Here is a 14,639-nt window from a genome sequence, read left to right on the forward strand (position 1 = left end):
CATGGCAGTTTATGTGGCGCCGGGTCTGGCCGGCACCGGCGTTTTCGTCGACCGGGCCTATGCGCGCGGCGAAGTCATCCTGGACATTCACGGCCCGGTGCACAGCGGCGCCGAGCTCGACGCGATCGGTTTCCGCCCCGGATACCCGCTGCAGATCGGGCTGGACCAGTACATGGTCGTGGTTGAACCTTTTGTCTACTGCAATCATTGCTGCGATCCCAATGGCGGCATCACGCCGGATTTGAAGCTGGTCGCGGTGCGCGACATCAAAGCCGGCGAGGAAATCTGCTTCGACTATTCCTCGACCATGCTGGAAGACAATTCGTGGACGATGGAATGTGGATGCAAAACCGCGAAATGTCGCGGCAAGGTGGAGGACTTCGACCGGCTGCCGGCTGAAGCCCAGCGTTACCTGCTGGAGCAGGTCGGCGTGATGCCGTTCATCGTCCGCGCGCTGGGGCTGCCGGGCGGGACAGCGGCATGATCCTGGTGCCGCACTACGTCGATCGCAGCGCGATCGAGGGCCTGGGGCTGTTCTGCGCGCAGGCCTTGAAGGCGGGCGAGGCGATCTACCGCTACGACTGGCGCTTCGTCATGGTGATGACCGACGCCGAGGTGCGCGAGCTGCCGGCCGCGATGCAGCAGGCAGTGCTGAAGTATTCCTATCGCGGCCGCGGCGCGCGGCGCCTCAGCGGCGCGATGTACTACTGCGCCGACGACTCGCGTTTCATGAATCACAGCGATGCGCCGAGCACGCTGTGGCGCGAGGAAGCCGGCGTGTACGTGGCGGCGCGCGATCTGCCGGCCGGCTCCGAGCTGAGCTGCGACTATCGCGATTTCTGCGAGCCCGAGGACTGCGAGTTCGAGTTGTAGCTTGCAGAGCCGTCATCCCGGGTTTCACCCGGGCTACGGGCGAAGGGGCAGCCGGGTAAACGTCGGGGTGCTGCCGCGACTCAGTGCCGCGGCTCTTCGCCCTGGGGCTCCGCGATCTCGGCGACGCGGAACAGCTCGCGCGCCTCGTGCGGCGTGAACACGTGCTCGCGGCCGCAGAATTCGCAGGTCACCGACACCTTCTGCTGCTCTTCCAGAATGCTGTCGACTTCCTCGCGGCCCAGCGACAGCAGCATGCGCGAGATGCCGGCGCGGCTGCAGCGACAGGCGACCTGGATGGGCCGCGGCGCGAACGTGCGGATCTGCTCCTGGTGGAACAGCCGATACAGCACCGTCTGCGGCTCGGTGTCGAGCAGCTCGTCGTGTTGCAGGGTCGCGGCCAGGGTGTGCAGATGCTCCCAGTCCTCCAGCCCGCCGCGCGCGCTCTGCAGCGGCAGGCGCTGCAGCATGAACGCCGCGAGGTCGCCGCCGCGCACCGCCAGGCGGATCAGCGTCGGCAGCTGCTCGGATTGCTCGAAGTAGCCCTCCAGCGCCTCGGCCAGCGAGGCGCCGCGCACCTGCACCACCGCCTGGCTGGACGGCACCGCGTCGTTGCTCGGCTCCAGCGTCAACGCCAGCAGGCCGCCGGACAGCAGCTCGGTGAAGCTGCCGGACAGCTCGGCCGGCGCCTTGGCCATGGCGCGCACGTTGAGGTGATGGTCGATCTGCGCGACCAGCAGCTTCATGCCGGCGCCCTCGCCCGGATTGGCCTGGAACTGCAGATTGATGCGGCCTTCGAAGCTCAGGTGCGTGGCCATCAGCGGCATCGCCGCGATCGCCTCGCCCAACAGGCGCGTCAGGTCCGACGAGTAGGGCCGGTGCGACAGGAAATCCGACACGCCCAGGCGGATCTGCACGATCGCGCCGTGCGCGACCTGATTGTCGAAGGTGAAAGGCAGCAACTGATTGGATGAGTCCATGACGAATTTTACCCCAGTGGGACCAACGGCGGTCCGATAGGCAGCGGTTGGCCTTAAGCTTGCTGCGACAGGCGCTCAATCAAGAGCCCATCTCAGGCGTATCCATGGGTATGAACGACACTCCCGCACCATCCAGCAGCGGTCGCCTGGCGACCCGACAGCACATCGAGACGCAGTACAGCAGCTGGCTCGCCAAGCTGCTGCTGTCGCGCATGTGGGAAAAGCAGCACAACGTGGCGATGGATCCGCCGAGGCACATCAGCGCTTCCGCCCGGTTTCTGAGCAAGACTTTCCTGCCGTCGAAGATCGACCGCAAGGCGCCGATCAAGGCGCCGATCTTCATCCTGGGCACGCCGCGCTGCGGCTCGACCCTGCTGCAGGACCTGATGTGCCGGCACGACAAGATCGGTTACATCAACTACGGCATGGACCTGGTGCAGGACCCGGAGCTGTTCTACGCCGCGCACAAGTTGCGCGCGGCGCTGGGCCTGGACGTCAAGGGCGAGCGCTATCTGCAGGACAGCATCATGGTCCACGGCGGCGCACCGGCCGAGGCGATGCGCTTCTGGGGCACCGCGCTGCAGCTGGACCCGCATGCGCTGACCTGGCCGCAGCGCCGCGCGAGCGACTTCACGCCGCAGCAGATCCAATACGTGCAGGACACGATCCGCCACGTGCTGTACTGCTTCCACGAAGAAGGCCGCGACCGCTTTCTGACCAAGTGCCCGGCGCTGCTGACCGAGCCGCTGCTGCTTCAGGATATTTTTCCGGACGCCAAGTTCATCCACCTGGTGCGCGACGGCCGCATGGTCGCCAACTCGCTGATCAAGCTCTACGAGTTGCAGGTGGCGCAGGACATCGCGGTGGATCACCCGGTATTCAAGCCGGGCTCGCACTTCGTGCCCTATCCACGCGTACCGGGCCTGGAAGGCTGGATGAACGAATACGGTCCGCGCGACCTGCGCACCACGGCGCATATCTGGGACAGCGCGGTGCGCTATATCGACGGCGTACGCGGGCAGCTACGCAACTTCCACGAGATCCGCTACGAGGACCTGTGCGAGGCACCGGCGCAGCGCATCAACGAGCTGATGGAGTTTTGCGAATTGCCGATGCCGGGCGCCGACAACCCGCTGCTCAATGAACGCCTGGCGCAGGTCGGCAAGGTGACGCACACCAATCGCTACAGCGGATTCGAGGAAGTGGAAGCGATCGCGGCCGACAGCCTGCGGAAGTATCACTACCTGTAATCGCCAACGAAAAAGGCCGCGAATCACCAAGATTCGCGGCCTTTTTTTTGCGGCGAGAAACTCAGACCACCGTCAGCGCCATGCCGGCGACCGTGAAGCGGCCGCTCTCCGGAACCGCACAGAAGATCTTCTGGCCCTTCTTCAGCTTGCCCGAGTGCAGCAGTTCTTCAAGGATGATGTAGATCGACGCCGAGCCGACATTGCCCTTGTAGCTGAGGTTGGTGAACCACTTTTCGTCCGGCACGTTGATGCCGGCGGCGCGCATGCCTTCGTCGAGGCGGCCCTTGAAATACATCGAAGACAGATGCGGCAGGAACCAGTCGATCTCGTCGAAGTTCACGCCGAACTTGTCGCGCGCGATCTTCAGGCCTTCCACCCCGACGCGAACCATGTGCGCTTCCAGCGCGCGCACGTCCTGCTGCAGCATCAGATAGCCCTTGCGGACCACGTCCATCATGTCGGGCTCGTCGGTCCAGTAGGACCAGCTGCCATCCTTGTTCTTGTTCAGGCCGTTGTACATGCAGGTCGGCGTCTCGCCGGACCAGCACATCACGTCGAGCGCATCGATGCGCAGGTTCAGGCGGTCCGGCCGCGGCTCGCTTTCCATCATCACCGCGCCGGCGCCGTCGGACAGCATCCAGCGCAGGAATTCCTTTTCGAAGCTGACCATCGGCGCAACCTGGCCCGGCTTCAGATCCTGCGTCATGCCGGTGAACACGTGCTTCATCATGAACGCCGAGGCGCGCTCGGAGCCGGTGGCGACGAAGTTGTCGCGCAGGCCCAGCGCCATGCACATCCACGCGTATTTCATCGACGTCATACCCGAGGCGCAGACGCCGGCGGTGGACATGATTTCGGCCGGCGCCATCGCCAGCTCGCCCGCGACCATGTTCGAGTGCGAGGGCAGCAGCTGATCGGGCGAAGCCGAGCCGCAGGCCAGGCCTTGCACCGCCGTCACCGGCATGTCGAGGCGCGCGCACAGATCGCGCACTGCTTCGGCCGTCAGTGAGGCATTGGTATGGGTGCGCTCTCCCGTGGTCGGGTTGAGCGCGTAGTAGCGCTGCTTGATACCGTTGTTCTGCAATACGAACAACTTGACACGGTTGGGCTGGTTGTCGATCTTGCCCAATACCGCTTCCACCTGCTCATTGGTCACCGGCTCGCCGGGCAGGTGCGCGCCGACTTCGGTGATGTATACGGTTTTCATCAGCAAAAACTCTCCGGCGGCGGCCATTGAAGGCCGCCGCTTTTCCTGGAATGGACTGCGCCGTTATCTCGGACGATAAGGCAGCTGGCGGGTCCGCGATCAGTGCCCGTCTAAGGTACGCAGCGCCAGAATCGCGTTGCAGCCGCCGAAACCGAAGGTGTTCGACAGCAGCGCCGACACCTTGGTGTCGCGCGCCTCGTTCGGCACGTAGTCCAGATCGCAGGCCGGATCCTTGTCGTGATAGTTGATCGTCGGCGGCACCACCTTGTCGCGCAAGGTCAGGCAGGACGCGACGAATTCCAGCGCGCCGGACGCGCCCATCGAGTGGCCGAGCATCGACTTGATCGAACTCATCGGCACCTTGTAGGCGAGGTCTCCCATGACCTGCTTGACCGCCTGGGTTTCGGTGGCGTCATTGGCCGAGGTGGCAGTGCCGTGGGCGTTGATGTAGTCGACGTCGTCGGTGTTCAGACGGGCGTCGTCCAGCGCCTTCTTGATCGCCTTGGCCTGGCCGTCGACGCTCGGACGCGTCGAGTGGAAACCATCGTTGTTGTAGCCGTAGCCGACCAGCTCGCAGTAGATATGCGCGCCGCGCGCCTTGGCGTGCTCGTATTCCTCGAGCACGACCACGGCGGCGCCTTCGGCCAGCACCAGACCGTCGCGATCACGCGCGAACGGACGCACCGCGGTGTCCGGCGCGTCGTTGCGCGTCGACATCACGCGCAATGCGTTCCAGCCGCTGAAGATGCCGTACGACAGCGGCGCCTCGGTGCCGCCGGCGAGCATCGTCGTCGCGTAGCCATGCTGGATCAGGCGCATGGCTTCGCCGATCGCATTGGAGCCGGACGAGCAGGCGGTCGAGATCGTCGAACTCGGGCCGCGGAAGCGATGCTGGATGCAGATATGACCGGCCGCGGCATTGAACATCGACAGCGGCACGGTCAGCGGGCTGACGAAGCGCGGTCCCTTGGTATGCAGCGATTTCTGCTGCTGGTCGATCGTGGTGATGCCGCCGATGCCGGTGCCCATGATGACGCCGGTCATGTCCTCGTCGGACTCGCCCGCGTCGGCGATGCCGCTGTCGGCTACCGCTTCGGCCGAGGCCGCGAGCGCCATCTGGCAGACGCGGTCCAGACGGGCCGCGTCCGGATAGGCGAGCGTGGTCGGGTCGAAGGTCTTGCACTGGCCGCCGATGCGCGTGCGAAACGGCGTCGCGTCGAACAGGTTGATGTCGCTGACGCCGGAACGGCCGTTGACGACGCCGTCCCAGAAGTTCGCCTTACCTACTCCGAGCGGGGAGACGATACCCAGCCCAGTGACGACAACTCTACGCCGTTCCATTTTTGGCAGCCTCGATCGCGGTCTTGACGATGCGCACCAGGCCATCGAAGTCGGAAATCTTCTCGTTCTGCATGTCCGGGAAGGAGATGCCGAAGTGGGTTTCGATTTCGAACACGGTTTCGAGGAACTGCAGCGAGTCACCGCCCCAGTCCTCGAGCTTGGACCCTTTCTGGACCAGGTTCTTGTCGATTTTCATGTTGTCGGAAAGGATCTGGCGCAACTGTTCTTCAACTTCATCAAACATGATCTAAAGCTCCCGGTATTAGATTTAAATGCTTTTTCGCCACACCAGCCCCCAAAACAAGCGATCAACTCGTCGATACAGCCACCATTGGAGCTGCCTCCATGATCGGCGAGCCTGAAACTGGGTGACCGACATCCCTGCGCGTCAGTTTGACAGGAACGCCCCCTTTAGGAATCAGGGTGATGGAGGCGAAAGGCTGCGGGTGTGACTTTCCGGCATATTCAAATGCAAAAAATTGCAAGAAATTTGCCAGGAGCAGGACACCCTCCATCATCGCGAAGCGATCACCGATACAGGTACGCGGCCCCCCGCTAAACGGCATATAAACACAGCGCGGCAAACGTGCTTCCAGATCGCCGCCCCAACGTTCCGGCATGAACCGCTCAGGCTGCTCAAAATACTGCGGATCGCTGTGCATCGCAGCCGGCGATACATACAGCAGCGAGCCGCCAGGAATATGATAACCGCCGATTTCGCAGTCCTCGAGCGACTGCCGGGCGACCAGCGAAACCGAGGGGTACAGCCTCAGGCTCTCCTTGAACGTCCATTCTATTGGCGCCAGCGCGGCCATGTCCGACACCTGCGGCGCGCGCCCCTGCAGCTTTTCGTCGACCACCGCCTGCAGCTGCTGCTGCCATTCGGGGTGCTGGGTCAGCAGATAGAGGGTCCAGGACAGCGCGGTGGCGGTGGTGTCGTGGCCGGCGATGAACAGGGTGACGGACTCGTCACGCAGCTGCTGCTCACTCATCGGCTCGCCCTGCTCGTCGCGCGCCTGCATCAGCATGCCGAGCAAGGTCGTGCGCTGATCCAGATTGCGACGGTGTTCGGCGATGAATCGATGAATCAGATCGTCGATACGTTTGACCGCGCGCCGATAGCGCAGCACGCTCGGCGTCGGCAGCCAGTCCGGCGCGACGAAGGGATTGAGCATGCGCACCGTGACCGCTTCCAGCAGATCGGTCATCGCCTCCTCGACCAGCTGCACATCGCCTTCGACGCTTTCGTCGAACAGGCTGCGGGCGACGATCTTGGCGGCCACCGAACGCATGTCGGTATACATGTCGCGGGTTTCGCCGTCCTTCCATTCAGCGACCAGGTCGCGCGCGTACGCGGACATGATGCGGCCGTAGCCGGCGATGCGGTCCCTGGCGAAGCCGGGGGCAGCCAGGCGTCTTTGCTTGCGCCAGAAGTCGCCATCGGCGGACAAAAGGCCCAGGCCGAATACCGCGCGCGTACGGCGAAAAAATAACTGGTGCTTGATGAAGTTTTTGTAATTACCGAGCAGCAAATACTCGTTGAGCTTGGCGTCGCTGAGCAGATAGGCGCGACGGTGCACCATTCTAAGGCGCGTCACTGGACCGTATTTGCGCGCACAGCCACTCAAAAACCCATTCAGATCGCGGCCAAAGTCCAGGATGTTGCCCAGTAAGGGGTGGCCCGTAGGGCCGGGCGGCATTTTCTGCTTAGCAATCGCTGAATTCATAGTCACGATGGTGCGTGCCGTACCAAAACGATGCAGGCCTGATCGCAAGAGTTACGCCATGGCGCCCCTTTTTGGGCCAGTTCTTGCGTAAGGGACTCAGCTCTCGTCATAACGCTCTACCAAAAAGGAATATTCAGTGGACTTCGTCATCGACATCCTGAAGAAACTCAATGTCGTTCCCGTGCCGCTGCTCGACGCCCAGGCCCAGGTTGTCAAGGCCCGAGCATTGATGGAAGCCAACCGCGCCGGCGTGTTCGTGACCCTGGGCAAACATGAAGCCGGTCTGACGGTGTCGGAACTCGCTGCGGCCCATGACTTCTCCGAAGAAGGCGCAAAGGTGCTGCTCGACGCGCTGGTCGGCGTCGGCTATCTGAAGAAGAAAAACGGCCGGTATACCAACGGCCGCTGGGTCAAGAAATGGTTTCTCGATCCCAAGCACAGCCTTCACTATATGCTGCGCCTGCAGATGTACACTTACCACCGGCTGGAAGGCCTAGGCGAAAACCTGAAATCCGGCCGGCCCGCGATGGATTTCCACGCCATGGACGTCTCGCATCCGACGCCGCAGCAGGAGACCTACACGCGCGCGATGCGCGAGGCCGCGCGGCTGATCATTCCGGACCTGATGAAGCGCGTCGACATCCCCGCCAGCGCCACGCGGCTGCTCGATATCGGCGGCGCCCACGGCGAATATTCGCGTACTTTCGTGCGGAAATTTCCGAACTTGAAGGCCACGGTTCTGGACCTCGCCGGTCCGGTCGCGACGGCCAAGGAGATCATGGAGGTCGAAGGCAACCCCGAAGGCCTGGACCTGCAAGTGGGCAACTGCCTGTCGGATGATTTCGGCACCGGCTGGGACGCGATCCTGCTGGTCAACATGGTGCATCTGTTCGACGTGGCGCAGAACCTGGATCTGTTCAAACGCTGCAAATCGGCGCTCAAGCCCGGCGGCTCGCTGTTGTGCGTCGACCAGTTCGTCGGCATCAGCGGCCAGCGCGACAAGATTTTCGCGTTGGTATCGCTGAACTTCTTCAACGTCGGCGGCAAATCCTACGAAGCCGGGCAGATGCGCGAACTGCTGGCGGAAGCCGGCTTTGGCCGTGTCGAAGTCAAACCGCTGGGGCTGCGTACGCCGGCCTCGCTGATCCAGGCCTACGTATAACCCTCAGTTTTCACTGAGGGCTTGCCCCGAACAAGACGTCAGGCAATCCTGACGCCTTGCAGGAGATGGTCGATCGACCGTGTTTCTCGGGACCCCGCGAAACACGTCTCAGCCCGCCAACTTTTCCTTCAGCAGCCGGTTCAGCGCCTCCGGGTTGGCCTTGCCCTGCGTCGCCTTCATCGCTTGGCCGACGAAGAAGCCAAACAGCTTGTCCTTGCCGGCGCGGTATTCGGCGAGCTGGCCCGGGTTCCTGGCGATGATGTCGTCGATCGCGGCCGCAATCGCCGACTCGTCGGTGATTTGCACCAGGCCCTTGGCCTTGATGATCGTGTCGGCATCGCCCTCGCCCGCGAACATAGCCTCGAACACTTCCTTGGCGATCTTGCCGGAGATGGTCTTGTCGGCGATGCGTGCGATCAAACCCGCCAGCGCGGGCGCCGAAACCGGCGAAGCCTCGATCTCCAGATTCTGCTTGTTGAGCAGGCCGAGCAGATCGCCGATCACCCAGTTGGCGCAGATCTTCGGGTCGCCGCCGGACGTCTTCACCACGGTCTCGTAATAGTGGGCGAGCGAGGCTTCGGCCGTGAGCACGCTGGCGTCGTATTTCGGCAGCGCGTACTGCTGCATGAAACGATTGCGCTTGGCTTCCGGCAACTCCGGCATCGTGGCGCGGATGGCCTCGATGTCTTCCTCGGTGACCACCACCGGCAGCAGGTCGGGATCGGGAAAATAGCGGTAGTCGTTCGCGTTCTCCTTGCTGCGCATCGAGCGCGTTTCGCCAGTGTCCGGATTGAACAGCCGCGTTTCCTGCACGATCACGCCGCCGGATTCGATCACGCCGATCTGGCGCTCGATCTCGTATTCGATCGCCTTCTCGACGTAGCGGAACGAGTTGACGTTCTTGGTCTCGGTGCGCGTGCCGAATTTTTCGGTGCCGCGCTTGCGCACCGACACATTGGCGTCGCAGCGGAAGCTGCCTTCCTGCATGTTGCCGTCGCTGACACCCAGATAGACAACCAGCTGGTGAAGCTTCTTCAGATAGGCGACCGCCTCTGCAGCCGAGCGGATTTCCGGCTCGGAAACGATTTCGATCAGCGGCGTGCCGGCACGATTCAGATCGATGCCGGTCTGGCCGATGAAGTCCTCATGCAGCGACTTGCCCGCATCTTCTTCCATATGCGCGCGGGTGATGCCGATGGTCTTGGTGGTGCCGTCAGCGAGTTCGATATCGAGCTTGCCGCCGTCGACGATCGGCAGCTCGAACTGCGTGATCTGATAGCCCTTGGGCAAATCCGGATAGAAGTAGTGCTTGCGGTTGAACACGCTGCGCTTGGTGATCTTGGCGTCGATCGCCAGACCGAACTTGATCGCCATCTTCAGCGCGTCGCCATTGAGCACCGGCAGCACGCCCGGAAAACCCAGCGTGATCGGATCGGCCTGCGTATTGGCTTCCGCACCGTACGCCGTCGCCGCGCCCGAGAAAATTTTCGACTTCGTCAGCAGCTGGCAATGCACTTCCAGGCCGATGACGGCTTCCCATTCACTGTTGTTCATGACGTTCATTTAGTTCTTCGTATTTCGGAGTTTCGACACAGGCTTTAAATGCTTGTGGCTTCACACCTTCGACCTCGAAATTAATGCTCTCGGCATACCGACCAGCCGGCTGCATAGGATCGAACTTCCACTGCGCCAGTGCCTGCAACGCTACCGCATCGAACACTCCGGCCGGCTGCGAATCGATAATTCGATAGAGGTCGCCACGCCCATCCGCTCGTATCTGGAAAGTAACGACGACGCAGCCTTGAACACCCTTCATCGCCAGCTGTTTCGGATATTGCGGCGCCACGCGCGAAATCACCCTCGCCTTCCCGGGCGGCGTCACCTCGGGCTTCGGTCCATTAGCCTCAGGCGCTAAAGCGCAGCCCGATACCGTCGAGCAAAGCATCAGAGCAGTAGCGGCCGCAGCGCCAAGCCTCACTCAAAACCCTTTGGCAGCTGCAGATGAAAATCCGTTGCCTGCTGATACTGGTGCGCTGCGTTGAGCATGCGCGATTCGTCGAAGAAATTGCCCATCAGCTGCATGCCGACCGGCAGGCCGTCGACGAAGCCGCAGCTCAGCGACATCGCCGGAATGCCGGCCAGATTCGCCGCGATCGTGTAGATGTCGTTCAAGTACATCGCGACCGGATCGTCGACATTGCTGCCGAGCTTGAACGCGACATCAGTCGCGGTCGGTCCCAGCAGCAGGTCCACGGACTCGAAGGCGCGCTTGAAATCGTCGTATATCAGCCGGCGCACTTTCTGCGCCTGCAGGTAGTAGGCGTCGTAATAGCCGTGGCTCAGCACGTAGGTGCCGATCATGATGCGGCGCTGCACTTCGGCGCCGAAGCCTTCGCCGCGGCTGCGCTTGTAGACCTCTTCCAGCGTCCGCGCGGTCTCGGAGCGATGGCCGTAGCGCACACCATCGAAGCGCGACAGGTTGGAGCTGGCCTCGGCCGGCGCGACCACGTAATAGGTCGGCACCGACAGCGGCGAGTTCGGCAGCGACACTTCGCTGAAGGTCGCGCCGAGCTTCTTGAAAACCTCGATCGCCTGCTCGATACGCTCCCGCGACGACGGTGCCAGGCCCTCGGCAAAATATTCCTTGGGCAGGCCGATGCGCAGGCCCTTGATCGAGTTACCCAGCGCGGCGACGTAGTCCTCGACCGGGCGATCGACGCTGGTCGAGTCGCGCGGGTCGAAGCCCGACATCTGCTGCAGCACCACGGCGGCGTCCTCGGCCGAGCGCGCGACGACGCCGGCCTGGTCCAGCGACGAGGCGAACGCGATCATGCCGTAGCGCGACACGCGGCCATAGGTTGGCTTGATGCCGGTCAGGTTGGTCAACGCGGCGGGCTGGCGGATCGAGCCACCGGTATCGGTTGCGGTGGCCACCGGCGCCAAACCGGCGGCAACCGCGGCCACGGAGCCGCCGGAGGAGCCGCCGGGCACGCGCTCCAGGTCCCAGGGGTTCTTGACCGCGCCATACCAGCTGGTTTCGTTGGACGAGCCCATCGCGAACTCGTCCATGTTGGCCTTGCCGAGCATGACCATGCCGGCGGCATCGAGCTTTTCGACGATGGTCGCGTCGTAGGGCGCGATGAACTTGTCCAGCATCTTCGACGCGCAGGAGGTGCGCACGCCGCTGGTGCAGAAGATGTCCTTCTGGATCAGCGGCACGCCGGTCAGCGCGCCGCCCTGGCCGGCCGCCAGCAGCGCGTCCGCGGCGTCGGCCTGGGCCAGCGCCCGCTCGGCCGTGGTGGTAATCAGGCTATTCAGCGAGGGCTCGTAGCGGGCAATGCGGCCGAGATAGAACTCGGTCAGCTCGCGCGACGAGAACTGCTTGCCGCGCAGCCCCTCGGACAACTGTTTGATGCTCAGCTTGTGCATGAAGAATCCGAAAAAACGGGTTGGGAATGCCGCCCTGACCAGCCGGCTGGGGCGCCGGCCGGCAAAACGGCTTACTCGAGAACTTTGGGGACCAGGTAGAGCCCGTTCTCGGTCGCCGGCGCGATCGCCTGGAAGGCTTCGCGCTGGTTCGGCGCGGTCACCTCGTCGACGCGCAGGCGCTGGTGCATGTCCAGCGGGTGCGCCATCGGCAGCACCTTGGCGGTATCGGCGCGGGACAACTGCCCGACCATTTCCATGATGTTGGACAGCTGGCGCGCGTAGGCGTCGGTCATCTCGGGCTTGAGTTCCAGCCGTGCGAGATGGGCCACTTGGCGTATTTGATCCGGGCTGAGGCTCATGTTGGTCTGCGAGAGAAATCGTTTATAGTGGCGATCGTCGCAATCTTACTTGATCGACACTCGATCAATCGAAAACGACACCGAATCTGATGCGTCCTCGTACCCGCCTCGATGCTGGTACTAGCCCATAAAATCCCCGTTTCACTGCCTACGCCAGCCAACTCCTGCCGATGTTCGACGCCGTCCGCCGCCTTTTCGTCAACGATCTCTCCATTGACCTTGGCACTGCCAACACCCTGGTCTACGTCCGCGACGAAGGCATCGTCCTGAACGAGCCTTCCGTGGTCGCGATCCGTCTCGACTCGCGTGGCGCCAAGAAAATCGAGGCGGTCGGTATCGACGCCAAGAAGATGCTCGGCCGAACGCCGACCAATATCTCCACGATCCGTCCGCTGCGCGACGGTGTCATCGCCGACTACACCGTCACCGAGAAGATGCTGCAGCACTTCATCCGCAAGGTGCAGAAAGGCCGGATGATGCGGCCGATGACCCGGGTCGTCGTCTGCGTGCCCTACGGCTCGACCCAGGTGGAGCGCCGCGCGATCCGCGAATCGGTCGAGAACGCCGGGGCGCGCAAGGTCTACGTGATCGAGGAGCCGATCGCCGCCGCCCTGGGCGCCGGCATCCCGATCGGCGACGCCAAGGGTTCGATGGTCGTCGACATCGGCGGCGGCACCTCGGAAGTCGCGGTGATCTCGCTCAACGGCATCGTCTATGCCGAATCGGTGCGCATCGGCGGCGACAAGTTCGACGAAGCCATCGTCAGCTACGTGCGCCGCCAGTACAACATGCTGATCGGCGAGGCCACGGCCGAGCGCATCAAGCAGGAAATCGGCACCGCCTTCCCGGGCCACGAAGTCACCGAAATCGACGTCGTCGGGCGCCATCTGGCGGCCGGCGTGCCGCGCAATTTCACGATGAATTCCAACGAGATCCTGGACGCACTTCAGGAACCGCTGGCGGGCATCGTCAAGGCCGTCAAGCAGGCGCTGGAGCGCACCCCGCCGGAGCTGGGCTCCGACGTCGCCGAGCGCGGCATCGTGCTCACCGGCGGCGGCGCGCTGCTGCGCGACCTGGACAAGCTGATCAGCGAGGAAACCGGCCTGCCGGTGATCATCGCCGACGATCCGCTGACCTGCGTCGCCCGCGGCGGCGGCATGGTGCTGGACATGCTCGATCGCCAGGGTGATTTCTACAGCCTCGACTGATCCTCGCCTGCCTTGGCGCAGGCGTTGGGACTCGTCGCGATAGACCGCCGGACGGTGATGCCCTAGCCGCGTCGCCCGTGATATAACGTTGTAAATAGTTTTTGGAAGGCGCGAGCTTTGAACACCCTGAGCGTCGACCACCGCGACCCTCTTTTCCCCCGCGGCCCTGGCTTGGGGCTGCGCGCTTTTGCGCTGCTGGCGATCTGCGGCAGCCTGATTTACTTCGACTTCTCGACACCCAAACTGGCGCCGCTGCGCTCCACGCTGGCACTGACCCTGTCACCGGTGCTGTGGGTCGCGTCGCTGCCGCGGCATTTGAGCGACGCCAGCAGCTACCTCGACAGCCGCGACCAGCTCGCCGCCGAAAACAAGCTGCTGCGCGACCGCCAGTTCCAGCTCGAAGCCAAGCTGCAGAAGTTCGAGGCGCTCGAAGCGGAAAATCGCAGAATTCGCGAACTGCTGGCTTCTGCAAAGAACTTGCAGGAAAACGTGCTGATCACCGAGATCATCGCCGCCAACCAGGACCCGTATCGCCATCAGATCACCCTCAACAAGGGCGCTCGCGACCAGGTCTATCGCGGCCAGGCCCTGGTCGACGCCAGCGGCGTCATGGGCCAGATCATCCAGGTCAACCCGACCACCTCGGTGGCGCTGCTGATCACCGACCCGGATCACGGCATCCCGGTGGAGATCAACCGCACCGGCCTGCAGACCATCGCGCTCGGCGTCGGCGACGGCCAGGCGCTGAGGCTGCCGTTCCTGCCCGGCAATGCCGACATCCAGAAGGGCGACCTGCTGGTGTCCTCGGCGCTGGGCGGGCGCTTCCCGGCAGGCTACCCGGTGGCGCAGGTGTTCGACATCAAGCACAACCCGGGTGAGCACTTCGCCGAGGCGCTGGCCTACCCGACCGCCAAGCTCAACCAGGGCCGCCAGGCGCTGCTGGTCTGGAGCGAGGATCACAGCGCCGACAGCGAAACCATCGTCAGCGTGCCGGGCGCGGCGCCGGCCGAGGACGACCAGCCGAAAAAGGCCTTGCCTCCCCGGCCGATCTCGGCGGCGCCGTCCGCCGGCGCCGACAAGCCGGCCAAACCGGTCAAGCCCTGACG

15 protein-coding genes are annotated in these 14,639 nt (G+C 63.4%); 6 read left to right on the plus strand and 9 right to left on the minus strand.

Annotated features, from left to right (window positions below):
* The first annotated feature begins 1 nt into the window (after nucleotide 1).
* Complete coding sequence (locus ACQZF9_RS14510; RefSeq protein WP_428309676.1) at nucleotides 2-484, plus strand: SET domain-containing protein; 483 nt, start codon at nucleotides 2-4, stop codon at nucleotides 482-484.
* On the plus strand, nucleotides 481-873 hold the full coding sequence (locus ACQZF9_RS14515) for an SET domain-containing protein (protein ID WP_428309677.1): 393 nt from the start codon (nucleotides 481-483) through the stop codon (nucleotides 871-873). The genes ACQZF9_RS14510 and ACQZF9_RS14515 overlap by 4 nt, the downstream gene beginning before the upstream one ends.
* A gap of 80 nt (nucleotides 874-953) precedes the next feature.
* Here ACQZF9_RS14515 and ACQZF9_RS14520 read toward each other — a convergent pair whose 3' ends face one another.
* Nucleotides 954-1,850 carry an Hsp33 family molecular chaperone HslO gene (locus tag ACQZF9_RS14520; protein WP_428309678.1) on the minus strand — a complete coding sequence of 299 codons (897 nt, stop codon included), beginning with the start codon at nucleotides 1,848-1,850 and terminating at the stop codon, nucleotides 954-956.
* Between the two features lie 110 nt (nucleotides 1,851-1,960).
* Here ACQZF9_RS14520 and ACQZF9_RS14525 point away from each other — a divergent pair, with 110 nt between their 5' ends.
* Entirely contained in the window at nucleotides 1,961-3,100 is a 1,140-nt protein-coding gene (locus tag ACQZF9_RS14525) for a sulfotransferase family protein (protein WP_428309679.1), read from the plus strand.
* Between the two features lie 61 nt (nucleotides 3,101-3,161).
* Here ACQZF9_RS14525 and ACQZF9_RS14530 read toward each other — a convergent pair whose 3' ends face one another.
* The 4 genes from ACQZF9_RS14530 to ACQZF9_RS14545 all read right to left on the minus strand — a co-directional run bounded on the left by ACQZF9_RS14530 (nucleotide 3,162) and on the right by ACQZF9_RS14545 (nucleotide 7,375).
* Nucleotides 3,162-4,307: a StlD/DarB family beta-ketosynthase gene (locus ACQZF9_RS14530; protein WP_428309680.1), complete on the minus strand. Its 1,146-nt coding sequence runs from the start codon at nucleotides 4,305-4,307 to the stop codon at nucleotides 3,162-3,164.
* A 99-nt stretch (nucleotides 4,308-4,406) separates the two neighbouring features.
* On the minus strand, nucleotides 4,407-5,648 hold the full coding sequence (gene fabF / locus ACQZF9_RS14535) for a beta-ketoacyl-ACP synthase II (RefSeq protein WP_428309681.1): 1,242 nt from the start codon (nucleotides 5,646-5,648) through the stop codon (nucleotides 4,407-4,409).
* Nucleotides 5,635-5,892 (minus strand): acyl carrier protein, encoded by a 258-nt coding sequence (locus ACQZF9_RS14540; protein WP_428309682.1) that lies wholly within the window; start codon nucleotides 5,890-5,892, stop codon nucleotides 5,635-5,637. Before ACQZF9_RS14540 ends, fabF begins: the two co-directional genes overlap by 14 nt.
* Before the next feature lie 64 nt (nucleotides 5,893-5,956).
* A complete protein-coding gene (locus ACQZF9_RS14545; protein WP_428309683.1) occupies nucleotides 5,957-7,375 on the minus strand; it encodes a cytochrome P450 in 1,419 nt (472 codons plus the stop codon).
* A gap of 136 nt (nucleotides 7,376-7,511) precedes the next feature.
* Between ACQZF9_RS14545 and ACQZF9_RS14550 the strand changes: the two genes are divergently transcribed.
* Complete coding sequence (locus tag ACQZF9_RS14550; RefSeq protein WP_428309684.1) at nucleotides 7,512-8,537, plus strand: methyltransferase; 1,026 nt, start codon at nucleotides 7,512-7,514, stop codon at nucleotides 8,535-8,537.
* 108 nt (nucleotides 8,538-8,645) lie between these two features.
* Here ACQZF9_RS14550 and gatB read toward each other — a convergent pair whose 3' ends face one another.
* The 4 genes from gatB to gatC all read right to left on the minus strand — a co-directional run bounded on the left by gatB (nucleotide 8,646) and on the right by gatC (nucleotide 12,325).
* A complete protein-coding gene (gene gatB, locus ACQZF9_RS14555) occupies nucleotides 8,646-10,091 on the minus strand; it encodes an Asp-tRNA(Asn)/Glu-tRNA(Gln) amidotransferase subunit GatB (RefSeq protein WP_428309685.1) in 1,446 nt (481 codons plus the stop codon).
* Nucleotides 10,078-10,383, minus strand: coding sequence for an energy transducer TonB (locus tag ACQZF9_RS14560; RefSeq protein WP_428309686.1), 306 nt, complete (start codon nucleotides 10,381-10,383; stop codon nucleotides 10,078-10,080). Before ACQZF9_RS14560 ends, gatB begins: the two co-directional genes overlap by 14 nt.
* A 128-nt stretch (nucleotides 10,384-10,511) precedes the next feature.
* On the minus strand, nucleotides 10,512-11,966 hold the full coding sequence (gene gatA / locus ACQZF9_RS14565) for an Asp-tRNA(Asn)/Glu-tRNA(Gln) amidotransferase subunit GatA (RefSeq protein WP_428309687.1): 1,455 nt from the start codon (nucleotides 11,964-11,966) through the stop codon (nucleotides 10,512-10,514).
* Nucleotides 11,967-12,037: 71 nt separating this feature from the next.
* Nucleotides 12,038-12,325: an Asp-tRNA(Asn)/Glu-tRNA(Gln) amidotransferase subunit GatC gene (gene gatC, locus ACQZF9_RS14570; RefSeq protein WP_428309688.1), complete on the minus strand. Its 288-nt coding sequence runs from the start codon at nucleotides 12,323-12,325 to the stop codon at nucleotides 12,038-12,040.
* Nucleotides 12,326-12,495: 170 nt separating this feature from the next.
* Between gatC and ACQZF9_RS14575 the strand changes: the two genes are divergently transcribed.
* Nucleotides 12,496-13,533: a rod shape-determining protein gene (locus ACQZF9_RS14575; protein ID WP_072892895.1), complete on the plus strand. Its 1,038-nt coding sequence runs from the start codon at nucleotides 12,496-12,498 to the stop codon at nucleotides 13,531-13,533.
* 171 nt (nucleotides 13,534-13,704) lie between these two features.
* Entirely contained in the window at nucleotides 13,705-14,637 is a 933-nt protein-coding gene (gene mreC, locus ACQZF9_RS14580) for a rod shape-determining protein MreC (RefSeq protein ID WP_428309689.1), read from the plus strand.
* Nucleotides 14,638-14,639 lie beyond the last annotated feature (2 nt).

Source organism: Hydrocarboniphaga sp. (assembly GCF_965279055.1).
Lineage (GTDB): Bacteria > Pseudomonadota > Gammaproteobacteria > Nevskiales > Nevskiaceae > Hydrocarboniphaga.

Coding starts and splice junctions, on each gene's coding strand:
- ACQZF9_RS14520 (WP_428309678.1), bottom strand. CDS start 1,850: ATGGACTCATCCAATCAGTTGCTGCCTTTCACCTTCGACAATCAGGTC.
- ACQZF9_RS14515 (WP_428309677.1), top strand. CDS start 481: ATGATCCTGGTGCCGCACTACGTCGATCGCAGCGCGATCGAGGGCCTG.
- ACQZF9_RS14545 (WP_428309683.1), bottom strand. CDS start 7,375: ATGAATTCAGCGATTGCTAAGCAGAAAATGCCGCCCGGCCCTACGGGC.
- ACQZF9_RS14540 (WP_428309682.1), bottom strand. CDS start 5,892: ATGTTTGATGAAGTTGAAGAACAGTTGCGCCAGATCCTTTCCGACAAC.
- gatB (WP_428309685.1), bottom strand. CDS start 10,091: ATGAACAACAGTGAATGGGAAGCCGTCATCGGCCTGGAAGTGCATTGC.
- gatA (WP_428309687.1), bottom strand. CDS start 11,966: ATGCACAAGCTGAGCATCAAACAGTTGTCCGAGGGGCTGCGCGGCAAG.
- ACQZF9_RS14530 (WP_428309680.1), bottom strand. CDS start 4,307: ATGAAAACCGTATACATCACCGAAGTCGGCGCGCACCTGCCCGGCGAG.
- ACQZF9_RS14575 (WP_072892895.1), top strand. CDS start 12,496: ATGTTCGACGCCGTCCGCCGCCTTTTCGTCAACGATCTCTCCATTGAC.
- gatC (WP_428309688.1), bottom strand. CDS start 12,325: ATGAGCCTCAGCCCGGATCAAATACGCCAAGTGGCCCATCTCGCACGG.
- ACQZF9_RS14510 (WP_428309676.1), top strand. CDS start 2: ATGGCAGTTTATGTGGCGCCGGGTCTGGCCGGCACCGGCGTTTTCGTC.
- fabF (WP_428309681.1), bottom strand. CDS start 5,648: ATGGAACGGCGTAGAGTTGTCGTCACTGGGCTGGGTATCGTCTCCCCG.
- ACQZF9_RS14525 (WP_428309679.1), top strand. CDS start 1,961: ATGAACGACACTCCCGCACCATCCAGCAGCGGTCGCCTGGCGACCCGA.